Annotated in this window: 10 protein-coding genes; 2 read left to right on the top strand and 8 right to left on the bottom strand. The window is 57.1% G+C overall.

Going from position 1 to position 11,529, the window contains the following annotated elements:
- Positions 1–37: 37 nt before the first annotated feature.
- Together F608_RS0116055 and F608_RS0116045 are read left to right on the top strand one after the other, a co-directional pair.
- A complete protein-coding gene (locus F608_RS0116055; RefSeq protein WP_027362819.1) occupies positions 38–1,333 on the top strand; it encodes an ammonium transporter in 1,296 nt (431 codons plus the stop codon).
- A 435-nt stretch (positions 1,334–1,768) separates the two neighbouring features.
- Positions 1,769–3,547, top strand: coding sequence for an adenine deaminase C-terminal domain-containing protein (locus F608_RS0116045; RefSeq protein WP_022666670.1), 1,779 nt, complete (start codon positions 1,769–1,771; stop codon positions 3,545–3,547).
- A 20-nt stretch (positions 3,548–3,567) separates the two neighbouring features.
- On the opposite strand, the gene F608_RS37155 is transcribed toward F608_RS0116045, so the two are convergent.
- From F608_RS37155 to F608_RS0116005, 8 genes are read right to left on the bottom strand one after another with little or no spacing between them, the layout of a single operon-like run.
- Positions 3,568–4,557 carry a xanthine dehydrogenase family protein molybdopterin-binding subunit gene (locus F608_RS37155; RefSeq protein WP_027362818.1) on the bottom strand — a complete coding sequence of 330 codons (990 nt, stop codon included), beginning with the start codon at positions 4,555–4,557 and terminating at the stop codon, positions 3,568–3,570.
- Positions 4,558–4,610: 53 nt separating this feature from the next.
- Entirely contained in the window at positions 4,611–5,879 is a 1,269-nt protein-coding gene (locus F608_RS37150; protein WP_027362817.1) for a xanthine dehydrogenase family protein molybdopterin-binding subunit, read from the bottom strand.
- Complete coding sequence (locus F608_RS0116030; protein WP_022666669.1) at positions 5,866–6,357, bottom strand: (2Fe-2S)-binding protein; 492 nt, start codon at positions 6,355–6,357, stop codon at positions 5,866–5,868. The genes F608_RS37150 and F608_RS0116030 overlap by 14 nt, the downstream gene beginning before the upstream one ends.
- Positions 6,354–7,232: an FAD binding domain-containing protein gene (locus tag F608_RS0116025; RefSeq protein WP_022666668.1), complete on the bottom strand. Its 879-nt coding sequence runs from the start codon at positions 7,230–7,232 to the stop codon at positions 6,354–6,356. Before F608_RS0116025 ends, F608_RS0116030 begins: the two co-directional genes overlap by 4 nt.
- Positions 7,229–8,140 carry an FAD:protein FMN transferase gene (locus F608_RS32245; RefSeq protein WP_022666667.1) on the bottom strand — a complete coding sequence of 304 codons (912 nt, stop codon included), beginning with the start codon at positions 8,138–8,140 and terminating at the stop codon, positions 7,229–7,231. Before F608_RS32245 ends, F608_RS0116025 begins: the two co-directional genes overlap by 4 nt.
- A gap of 7 nt (positions 8,141–8,147) precedes the next feature.
- Entirely contained in the window at positions 8,148–9,650 is a 1,503-nt protein-coding gene (locus F608_RS0116015) for an indolepyruvate ferredoxin oxidoreductase subunit alpha (RefSeq protein ID WP_022666666.1), read from the bottom strand.
- 39 nt (positions 9,651–9,689) lie between these two features.
- Positions 9,690–10,859, bottom strand: coding sequence for an amidohydrolase family protein (locus F608_RS0116010; protein WP_022666665.1), 1,170 nt, complete (start codon positions 10,857–10,859; stop codon positions 9,690–9,692).
- 25 nt (positions 10,860–10,884) lie between these two features.
- Positions 10,885–11,475 (bottom strand): amino acid synthesis family protein, encoded by a 591-nt coding sequence (locus F608_RS0116005; RefSeq protein ID WP_022666664.1) that lies wholly within the window; start codon positions 11,473–11,475, stop codon positions 10,885–10,887.
- Positions 11,476–11,529 lie beyond the last annotated feature (54 nt).

Genomic DNA, 11,529 nt, shown 5'->3' with positions numbered 1-11,529 from the left:
GAAAAAAAACATAAATGACAAAATCAAGGAAAAAAGCATGAGACTGAAACAGAGCCTGCTCACCCTGGGATTTTTAATTTTCAACGCATCCACTCTTTTTGCAGCCGACGGAACCCTGGACACCGGAGATACGGCCTGGGTAACCATATCCACGGCCCTGGTCATGATGATGACACCGGCCGGCCTGGCCCTTTTTTACGGGGGCATGTCCCGGTATAAAAACATCCTGAACACCATGGCCATGACCCTGGTGGCTTATTGTCTGGCCAGCGTGGTCTGGGTGGCCTGGGGGTATTCCCTGGCATTCGGGGAAAGCCAAAGCCTGCTCATCGGCAACCTGAAACATTTCATGCTCTCCGGGATCACCACGGCTTCTGTTTCCGGCACCATTCCCACCCTGATCTTTGTCCTGTTCCAGATGACCTTTGCCTGCATCTCCGTTGCCCTGATCCTGGGATCGGCCGTGGACCGGATGAAGTTCTCCGCCTGGATCATCTTTTCCATTCTCTGGATCACCTTTGTCTATGCCCCGGTATGCAACTGGGTCTGGGGCGGGGGATGGATGCACAAAATGGGGGCCCTTGATTTTGCCGGGGGAAATGTGGTCCACATCAACGCCGGGGTTTCCGGCCTGGTCCTGGCCCTGGTCCTGGGCAAACGGAAAGGATACGGCAAAGAAGCCATGATCCCGTCCAGCGTGGCCTTCACGGCCCTGGGAGCCGGGCTCCTCTGGTTCGGCTGGTTCGGATTCAATGCCGGCAGCGAACTGGCCGCAGACGGGGTGGCGGCCTCAGCCTTCCTGGTCACCAACACAGCGGCTGCCGCCGCCGGCCTGGCCTGGCTCTTCATTGAATGGAAGATCAGCAAAAAACCCACCCTCCTGGGCCTGGCCTCCGGCGTCATTGCCGGCCTGGTGGGGATCACCCCGGCAGCCGGATTCGTCCCCCTGGGCGGAGCCATGGTCATCGGCGTTGTGGCCGGGGGCATCGGATACTTTGGAGTGGCCGTACTCAAGAACAGACTGGGCTATGACGATTCCCTGGACGCCTTCGGGATCCACGGACTCTGCGGCATCTGGGGGGCCATGGCCACAGGTCTGTTTGCCTCCCCCTCCATCACCGAAGGCGCAGCCGGGCTCTTTTACGGGAACCCGGGCCAGGTCTGGATCCAATTCGTCTCCATCGTAGCCACCATCGCCTTCAGCGGTATTGCCACCCTGATCGTGATTTATATCACCAAGCTGATCACCGGGGGTCTGCGGGTGGAAAAGGACGATGAGCTCATGGGTCTGGACAATGCCCTCCACGGGGAGCGGGCCTTTGAAATAGAATAAGCAGGTCTTGAACTGAGACCATCACTCACCGGAAGGCCATCCAACGGTGTTTCCCTTTGCTGCGGCCCGGGCTGTCCCTATCTGCCCGGGCCGACTCTTATTTTACCGCGACCCGGACCTTGACCTTAAATAAGGGTAAGGTTGGATTCCCCGGGCATCCTTCGTTAAAATCTGGACATCTCCCCCAATTTATAATAATAAACCAGCTGGCGGCCCGGGCATTCCGGTACTTTCGAGCCTTCCCCCCCAAAAAAAGAAAACCCGCGGTTTGAATTTAGAAAGGTTTTTCTTTTTGCCTGATAAAAACAGATCGGAACGGATACCCCCTGTCTATTCCTTGACAAGGACACCCATCCATACCATAAAGACCTTTTGACCCTTGGTAATCAAGCCTGCGCAGATTAGACATCGGACTCCGGCCCAGAGGAAAAGTGAATGAAGGATAAGAGATACAGAGATCTTGAAACGAAAAAAGAACTGATGGACGTGGCCCTGGGCAGGAAAGCGCCTGATCTGCTGATTTTCGGAGCGAATCTGTTCAACGCCTGGACCGGTGAAACCCTGGAAAACAGGTCCGTGTTTGTCAGCAGGGACCGGATTGCCCATGTGGGCCGGGAAAAGGAATCTGAGAATTACCCCGTTGCCGATCACACCCGGATCCTGGATGCCCGGGGACAGACCCTGATCCCGGGATTCATCGACGGTCATACCCACCTGGCCTGGCTGGTCCGGCCCGAAGAGTATGCATGCCGTTTGCTGGCTTCGGGGACCACCACCCTGATTACGGAAACCATGGAGATCTATCCGGTGGCCGGAAAAGAGGGGGTAAAGGAGTATATCAAGATCCTTGAAAAAATGGACCTGCGGGCCTATGCCACCCTGCCTGCCATGGCCTCCATTTCCCGGGCCAACCTGGGCCTGGACCTGGATGACCTGGAGGAACTCCTGGCCCTGGATCGGGTGGTCGGACTGGGAGAGGCTTATTGGCAGACGGTTTTCCAGAACCCGGATGATTTTCTTCCTGTCTTTGAAAGGATCCTTGAAGCCGGCAAAAGCCTGGAAGGCCATTCAGCCGGAGCCAGGGACCGGAAATTGTCCGCCTATGCCGCCCTGGGCATCACCTCATGCCATGAGCCCATAAACGAAGACCAGGTCCTGGAAAGACTGAGAAAGGGGATCCACGTCCAGATCAGGGAGGGCAGCATCCGTTCGGATCTTTCGGCCATGGCCGCCATTGCGGAACAGGGGGTGGATCTCTCCAATATCAGCCTGGTTTCCGATGGAATCACCCCCGGGGATCTTCTGGCCCGGGGCCATATGGAGGCCATTGTCCAGAAAGCAATTCACCATGGATTTCAACCCAAGGACGCCGTCCGCATGGCCACCCTGAACCCGGCCCGCCATTTTGGCCTGGACCGGGACATCGGCTCCATTGCACCGGGCCGGTTTGCCGACATGGTGCTGATTCCGGATCTTGGAACCATCCGGCCGGATACGGTCATTGCCGGCGGCAGGATCATCTCTGAAAAACAGCCCCCGGGTCCGGCTGAAAAAACGGTTAAATTCAGCAAACAGGCCATGAGCTCCATAAAGATCTTAAGCCCGCTTTCTCCGGAGGACTTTCAGGTATCTGCCCCGGGCCGGGGCAACGGCATAGAGACCCGGGTGATCGAATTCACCTCGGATCTTGTGACAAAACCGGCCTGGGCAGACCTGAAAATTACCAGGGGAAAGATATGCCCGGATCCGGACCGGGACATTCTCAAGGCTGCGGCAGTGGACCGGGCCCAGGTTCCGGGAAAGAGCTTTACCGGTTTTGTAAAGGGATTTGGCCTGAAAAAAGGGGCCCTGGCCACCAGTGCGGCCTGGGACGGTTCGGATATCATGGTTATCGGGGAAAATGAGCCGGACATGGCCCTGGCCGTGAACCGGATCATCACTGATAAAGGCGGCATTGTCCTGGCCGAGAACAACCGGATTGTAAAGGCCATCCCCCTGCCCATATTCGGCCTGCTGTCCGAACTTTCCATGACAGAGATGGCCCGGGAGATAGAGGAATTGATCCGGGAAATCAGAAATTTAGGATGTTCTTTTCCGGACCCGCTCTTGAGCCTGTCCACCCTTACCGGGGCGGCCATTCCCTTTCTCCGCATCTGCAGTGAGGGCCTGGTGAATCTTAAAACCGGAAAAAGAGAGGATCTTTTCCCGGGCTGAGCCGGGCCCAAAGGAGTTGCTTATTCTGCAGATTCCTTTTCCAGGGCCTCCAGAACTCTCTGGGGGGTAATGGGAAGGGTGGTAAACGTCACTCCCAGGGCATTTTCAATGGCAGCCGTGACGGCCGGGATGGTCGGAATCAGGGCAGGTTCCCCCACTCCCTTGGCCCCGAAGGGACCTGCGGTCCCCTGGCTGGATACGGGGATGGCATGAATCTCGGGGATATCCATGGTTGTGGGAATCAGATATTTTGAAAAAATAGGGTTCAGGATCCTGCCCTCTTCGATCAGGGTCTCTTCCATGACGGCAAACCCTGCCCCCATGGCAACTCCCCCCTCGATCTGCCCCTCAACACCGGCCATATAGATGGGCTGACCCACATCATGGGCAGACACCACACTCAACACCTCAACCTCACCGGTTTCCGTATCCACTTCCACCTCGGCAATGGTGGTGGCGTAGGAATAGAGTTCATAGGGAATGCCTTCCATGGTTTCGGGATCCAGGTATGTGGTTTTGGGGTTGTAAGACCCTGCCCCAACCGCAATTTTACCCATCTTCTTGGCTTCGGCCATAAGTTCGGGATAGGAGAGAACCAGATCAGGATCTCCGGTTTTAAAGGCTTTCCCCCCCTTGATTTCCACCTCTCCGGGGAGGCAGTTGAAATAGGAGGCACAGACCTCCAGAAGGGTGGTCTTTGCCTGTCTGGCGGCATTCAGAACCGCATTTCCGGAAACAAATGTCTGGCGGCTGGCCGAGGTGGCTCCTCCTTCCGGGGTCATCATGGTATCGGCAAAGACCACATTGATGTTTTCATAGGCAAGCCCCAGCTCCTCTGCTGCAATCTGGGCCATGGCCGTGGTAGAGCCCTGTCCGATGTCTGCCGCTCCGATATGGAGATTGACGGAGCAGTCCCCCAGCACTTCGATAAAAGCCGCAGCAGGATTGGGCAGACCTGTATTGCCGATCCCATACCACATGCATCCGATCCCTGTCCCTTTTTTCTTCATTGCCTTGGCTCCTCTACCCCGAATATTTCATGAAAATTAAAGAAATTTTCAACCTAATTTTCCCTCATGAGCGATTTTGATTTCTCAAGGGCCTGGTCTATGGTTTCCACAAAACCGACACTCTCCTCCAGCACCTGCCCCGTGGCAATGGCGCTGCCCACCCTGTGGGCGTTCATCAGGCGGATCCGAACCGGATCCATATCCAATTTCCTTGCCAGGGCGTTCATCTGCCCCTCATGGCAGAAAGAGATCTGGGGAACCCCAAATCCCCTGAACGCTCCGCACATGGGATTGTTTGAATAGTAAAACAGGGCATCCGCAGACACATGGGGGACCACATAGGGGCCGGTGCAATGGACCATGGCCCGGGTGGCCACGGCCGGCCCATAGGAGGCATAGGCTCCTGTATCCGCCGTGATATCAACCTTCACCGCCACCAGTTTGCCGTCCCCGGTGGCCCCGGTTTTGGCGCTCATGGTCATGGGATGGCGTTTGGAAGAGACCAGGGTGGACTCCTGGCGGGACCGCTCCATTTTCACCGGCCGATTGGTGTGAAAGGTGAGCAGGGCCAGATGGCACTGGACCGAGATGTCCAGTTTCCCACCGAATCCTCCCCCGGTGACGGCCTGGATCACCCGGACCTTGCTCTGGGGCATGCCCAGAAGGGCGGCAACCTCATTTCGGTCATAATGGGGATTCTGGGTGGTGACGACAACGGTCATAACCCCCTTTTCCCAGTAACTCATGCCTGCCTCGGGTTCGATGAACATATGGGACAGACTCGGGGTCTTATAGGTGTTCTCCACGATGACATCGCAAGTTTTAAAGGCCTGCTCCACATCCCCGTACCGCAGCTTCTTTTTGATATGGATATTGGTTTTTCCGTGAATCCTGGGCGCATCTTCGGCCAGGGCCCTTTCCATGGTAAAGATGGGCTCAAGGGGATCAATCTCCACCTTGATTTTTTCCAGGGCTTTTTCCAGGATCTCCTCTGATTCCGCTGCCACAAGGGCGATGGCATCCCCGATCCTCCTTACCTTGTCCTCCACCAGGGAGGGCTCATCCTTGATGATAATTCCGAACCGGTTTTTCCCCGGAATGTCCTCGTGGGTAAGGACACAGGCCACACCGGGCATGTCCCGGGCCCCGGACACATCCAGGTTCTTTATCAGGCCGTGGGGAACATTGCTTCTGAAGACACCTCCGTAGAGCATGCCGTCCATTTCATAATCAGCAGCGAATTTTGCCTTGCCCAGGACCTTGTCCAGAACATCCTTTTTCCTCACATTCCTGCCGATCACATTGTACTTATTCTGATCCATCCGTCCCTCCTTCCGGGCTGTCCGCGGCAAGGGAAACCGCCTCCAAAATCTTGGTATACCCGGTGCACCGGCACAGATTGCCGGACATGGCCCGCCGGATCTCTTCCTGTCCGGGATTGGGATTTTCCATGAGCAGGGCCTTGGCCGAAAGAATCATGCCAGGGGTACAGAATCCGCATTGGACGGCTCCGGTATCCATAAAGGTTTCCTGGAGGATATCCAGCTCTCCGTCCCGGCGAAGCCCTTCCAGGGTGATGATCTTTGCTCCGTGGATCTGTCCGGCAAGGGCCGTGCATGATGTAATGGGTTTGCCGTTGCATATCACGGTACAGGCTCCGCACTCTCCTTCGCTGCATCCTTTTTTAACGCTGGTGATCCCCAAATCCTTTCGGAGAAAATCCACCAGCAGCCTATTGGGTGATGTGGTGGCCGATACCTGTTTATCATTCAGGGTAAATGTGATGGTAATCTCTTTCATCTGCCTGCTTCCTCAAATTGTTCCAGAACATCCTGGTAGACATTTTTAAAGACCCCGGCCACAGATCCTTTTTTATAGGGAATTTCCCACGGTCTCTCCCTGAGAGAATCGCACACCTTATCCATGAGCATGGGAAAGGTGGCCTCCAGGTTTTCCCAATTCAGCTCCCTGCCCAGAAGAAAATCTTCCGCCTCTGCAAACCGCAGGGGATACCTGGCCAGGGCACCTCCCCGGATGGCCGCCTTCCGGCAGACATGGCTTCCATCCACGGTCACGCACATGGCCGCACCGATGTCGGAGATCCCAAGGGCTCTGCGCCTGGCAAGCTTGTAAAAGGAAGTGGCCGTGGTTTCTGTGGGGGTGGTAAAAAAGATATCCGTGATCATCTCCTGGGGGGCCATGCTATTGTCCCCGGGCCCCTGGGTGAGTTCATCCAGGGTGATCTCCCTTACGCCGTCCAGGCTTGTGAGTTCTACAGATGCGTTCAGGGCCATCAGGGCGGACAGGCCGTCGCCGGCAACCGAGGTTTTCCCCACATTTCCACCAAGGGTGGCCCGGTTCCGGATCTGGGGAGATCCCATGGACCAGGCAGCCTGGAACAGAACCCGTACCCTGTTTTGAATGTGGGAATCCTTTTCCAGGTCGTCAAAGGTGGTCAGAGGACCGATATGGGTGACTCCGGCCTCCTCCCGGATGCTTTTCAGCCCTTCCAGGCCAAGAATATTGATCACGTAGTCCGGGGCTTCCCTTCCCTCTTCCATGTCCACAAGAAGATCTGTCCCTCCAGCAATGATTTTTGATTTTTCCCCCAGAGTCCTGAGCAGAGACAAGGCCTCTTCCCGGGTATCCGGAGATAGATATTCAAAGGATTTCATATTTCTTCCTGTGTCTGTTGTTTTTCCCGGGCAAAGGTTCCGGAATCATCCATGGACAGAATGCGGCCGCCTTTAAAAGGAGGGGTTTTCACCCATTGGCCGCCTGCTGCAATGAATGCCCAAAAGATAAGGTTTTGGTCCACATAGTCAAGGGCAAGGGCCAGTGACCGGGACAGGGCTTCCTGCACAACGGCGGGGCGTAACGAGCCTACCTGGACGGTCACCGGGACCCGGGGAATGTCTGTATCCGGTGACAGGCGGCCGGCCGGAGCCTGGATAATCTGCGGGTCAGACACGAAACAGGCATTGGCAACAGAGGTGGCCGCGGCATCGGCCAGTGCGGAAGTCCGGGCCACCACCGTGGCCGCTGTGGCGATCCCCGTGGTAAAACTCCTGCCCCCCAGGCCGCTGGTATTGACCCCGTAGGAGCAAAAACGATCGTCAAGCTCCATGACGTGGGACAGTTCCGGAGAAGTGAGATCCGGGCGAAGCCCCACCCGGGTCTTCTCCCCTTTGTCCAGGCGGATGGCCAGGTCCCCGCCGTTGTCCACGATGACCCTTGTGCATCCCCGGTCAAAGAGAAAATCGGCCACAGCATCTGCAATGGCCCCGGCCACGGCTGCCATGGGGGTCAGGCAAGGATCTCCCAGCCGGACCACGCTGTCCTTCATGGCCCTGGGAACCGGATCTTCCGGGCAGAACCCGGATTCAGAGGGAAGCTGTTTGAGCCCTGAAAGGTTTTTTGCCACCTGTTCCAGGCATTTAAAGGCAAACCCGGCCCCTTCCAGGACCAATTCCATCTGAAACTCCCCCCGGGTCCAGGCCCGGATCACCATATGCAGGGGCCCGTTCTCCGCGACCACCCGGTCCTGGTCCGGACCGATGCTGATGCGCTGGTCTCCGGCCACGACCCACCTATTCCTTGGCCTTGAAGGGCTTCATGGCCTCTTTGTGACCGCCCATGGCAATATAATCTTTCTTTTTCATGGTGTACTCCAGGGGGCAGATGGTGGCCGGGGTCGGGGTCCAGTAAAAAGATCCCGGCTTGACTTTCCCCACATCCACCATAAAGGAAATACCGCCGCCGGGCAGGACAAACCCGGGGCTGCCGCACACCGTAAGATGGGCCTTGTCTTCGTGAACAGCCCGGGTCAGTTTAATGGGATACTTTGTCACCCCGGCCCTGGCGCTTCCGCCGGAGCCCCCCGTGTAAATCCCGGAAACCATGGAGGGTTCGCAGGACTCCCGGATGGAGGCCAGAACCTTTGCGGCCTTGTCCCCCAGGGGAATCTCCTTTAATTCTCCCTTGGGGCCCGCCTCGAACATGGCTCCGTTCTGACCCGTGGTTTCCGTAACCAGAAGGGTCATTCCGGCCCAGGCCACCCCCATGTCAACGGATTGGACAATGGTTTTGGGATCCACGATGGATGTGCCGCCCCAGCCCTGGCCGTGGTCCCCGAAATACCTTCCCGGGGTGCTCTGGCGGAATACCAGCTCCACTCCCGTGGGTTTGACCCCCACATGGGCGCCGGCCACGTGCCGGCTTAAAAGCCCGGTAACGTGGGAATCCAGAACAATGACCTCATCGGCGGCATCCTTGAAAAGAGGGGCAAAAATACCCAGAGTGGCACTGCCGCAGCCGATGCGCATCTTTTGGGCGATTTTCCCGTTGATCTCCGGCGGTTGCCCCACCCGGACCTTGAGGCGGGCTCCGTTTTCCACCTTGAGTTTCACCTCTTTTCCATTGGCAATATCAGTGATCATCCGGGCCACCAGAAAACCGTTTTCTCCGGTCAGCCGGTTCACCCCGCCGATGTGAAGCATTTTGGAGCCGTATTGCTCGGTTTCCACCATGCCCACTGCCCGCTTTCCGGCAAATACCCGGTCGCCTTCCCTGCCGATGGTTTCATCCGTGTCTATTTTCAGGATCACAGAGCTGTAACTTAGGGGAACTTCGGTGACCACGGTGACCACATCCACATCCCCCCGGGTCTCGGTGACGATGTGGGGAGCAGGCTCACAGCAGGGATAGGTGGTTCCGGCCCCCAGGGCCGTAATCACGGGCCGGGTGATCACGGGGTCCGGCCCCTGACCGGCGATCTCTTTCACATCCTCATAGGTGTGAAGATCCGTTGTCCGGACCAGAACCCCTTTATCGTTGCAATAGCGCAGGCAGGCACCCATGCTGCTTTCCGGCACCATGCACTTGATGGGGCAGTGCTGACACTCGACTGCATCCCGGGGCACGGGGCCGTCAGGGGTTATGGCCTGCTCCGGGCAGACCTTGAAACAGACCCGGCATTGGGTGCACAGGTCCGGATGGATCCGGGCTTTTTTGCCCCGGACCGTAATGGCCGACACAGGGCAGTCCCTCATGCAGAATCCGCATCCTGTGCATTTGCTCTCATTCACCAGCATGTCGGTTCTCCTGTCTTCCCCATCTTACAAAGGCCGTTTTCAGGCCACCTCGGGCTTAACCGTTACAGGCGGTGTGTTCCGGCTCTTGGATACCACAATCTCACCATCCACCAGAATTATACTCACCCCGGGAATATCCCCGGCTTCCAGGGCGTCCAGAGCCGTGGTGCCCACGGAACCCATGGGCGCATCCATGACCACCAGATCGGCCGGTTTCCCCGGCTGGATAAGACCAATATCCAGGTTATGGATCCGGGCGGTGTTTCCCGTTGCCATGCATATTGCCTGGGCAGGGGAGATGGGTGTCATGCTCGCCAGAAGGCTGATTACCCGCAATACCCCCAGGGGAACCACGCCGGTTCCGGAGGGGGCATCGTTTCCGATGAGGATCCGGTGGAGCTGGTTCTGCTCTGCAATATACTCTCCTGCCCGGACCGCTGCCAGCATATTGCCGCAGTGAACGATTTCCAGGGCAATCTCTGTCTCGTTGACCAGTTTTTTCACCTCGTCAAAGGAGACGGCCGTGGGGCCGCCGTTGACATGGGAGGCGATATCCGGCCCTGCCTCCATGACCATGGCCGCAGTGACCGTGGAACTGCCCGGAATGGAGGTTCCGCCAGTGTGCATCATGACCTTCATGCCGCATTCCCTGGCCCACTTGACCATGACTGCGGCTTCGGCTGGGTCCTTGACCGATCCGAGGCCGATTTCACCGACCAGGGAAACCCCGGCCCGGGCCATTTCCTCGAAATCCTCCTTGAGCAGACCCTTTTCAAGGATCACGGCCCCGCCTTTGACCTTGGCCCCGCCGGGCCTGAAATTTTCAAAGGACTTGCAGGCCAGAATGGCCAGGGCCTTTACCCCTGCCCGATCCTTGGGTCGGCCCTTGAGATGGACCTCGCCCGCAGAGATCATGGTGGTGACCCCTCCGTGGAGTTCGCTTTCCAGGAACCCTTCCTGCTTCTGGCGGGAGGTGTAATCCCCCAGGATGGAGTGGCAGTGGGAGTCGATCAGACCCGGAGCAACCGTGGTTCCCTTGCAGTCAATAATGATTTTTGCGTCAACGGTTCCAAAATCCGCAAGCTTTCCCACCCGGTCGATTTTACCGTCCTTCACCAGGATGGCATCACCTTCTATAATCGGGGAGTCAATGTCTCCGCTGATAAGGGTTCCGATATTCTTTAAAAGCAGAACTTGATTTTCAGACACTTTGCTGCCTCCTTTAATTGATCTTTTATTTCAGGCCGTCTTCGCCCTTGACCTCATCCGTGGTCAGGCCTCCCACCCGTGGAAAGGGCCGTCCTGAATCGGTCACACCCACCATGAGCACCAGCTCGTCAGGTCCCGGGGCGTCCGGGATCCGGACTTCCATTGCGTCAAAGTGGGACCGGACATAGGCGGCGTTCTTGTGGCCCAGGGGAAGATCAATGGCGGTTCCCGGGCCTCCCATTTTTTTTGCCGAAGGCAGCAGGGCCTTGCCTCCGCCCACATTGGCCCGGATGGGTTTGCCCAGGGCGGGATGCATAAGGGCGGCACAATGTTCTCTTTCCCCTGCCAGGCCTGCAATGGCGGCTTTTCCGTAGCTTTCCACTTTCTCCGGTTCAATGCCCAGGGCTGCCACGGCCTTTTGGGTCAGCATCTCCCCCAGTTCCTCACTCCAGGTGTACAAAAGAGAAAGATCCTCCTGATATACCCCGGCATAGGGATTCTTAAACACAACGGCACAGGCGGCCTTGCGGGTGGGGTTTTCTAAGGATTTTACCCCGTCCATGCAGGTTTCTTCCACAAGGGTATAGATGGTTCTGATTTCAGGCTTGTCACTCATTTTTTTACTCCTTTGCTATATAAAATTTCGATTGTAGCAGTATAAAAGGCCGGC

The sequence above is a fragment of the Desulfospira joergensenii DSM 10085 genome (assembly GCF_000420085.1).
Lineage (GTDB): Bacteria > Desulfobacterota > Desulfobacteria > Desulfobacterales > Desulfobacteraceae > Desulfospira > Desulfospira joergensenii.
This window is presented reverse-complemented; position numbering and strand designations above follow the sequence as displayed.

What these genes read in the sequence shown, in the direction of transcription:
- F608_RS0116055 (WP_027362819.1), top strand. Translation starts at nt 38, where the DNA reads ATGAGACTGAAACAGAGCCTGCTCACCCTGGGATTTTTAATTTTCAAC.
- F608_RS0116045 (WP_022666670.1), top strand. Translation starts at nt 1,769, where the DNA reads ATGAAGGATAAGAGATACAGAGATCTTGAAACGAAAAAAGAACTGATG.
- F608_RS37155 (WP_027362818.1), bottom strand. Translation starts at nt 4,557, where the DNA reads ATGAAGAAAAAAGGGACAGGGATCGGATGCATGTGGTATGGGATCGGC.
- F608_RS37150 (WP_027362817.1), bottom strand. Translation starts at nt 5,879, where the DNA reads ATGGATCAGAATAAGTACAATGTGATCGGCAGGAATGTGAGGAAAAAG.
- F608_RS0116030 (WP_022666669.1), bottom strand. Translation starts at nt 6,357, where the DNA reads ATGAAAGAGATTACCATCACATTTACCCTGAATGATAAACAGGTATCG.
- F608_RS0116025 (WP_022666668.1), bottom strand. Translation starts at nt 7,232, where the DNA reads ATGAAATCCTTTGAATATCTATCTCCGGATACCCGGGAAGAGGCCTTG.
- F608_RS0116015 (WP_022666666.1), bottom strand. Translation starts at nt 9,650, where the DNA reads ATGCTGGTGAATGAGAGCAAATGCACAGGATGCGGATTCTGCATGAGG.
- F608_RS0116005 (WP_022666664.1), bottom strand. Translation starts at nt 11,475, where the DNA reads ATGAGTGACAAGCCTGAAATCAGAACCATCTATACCCTTGTGGAAGAA.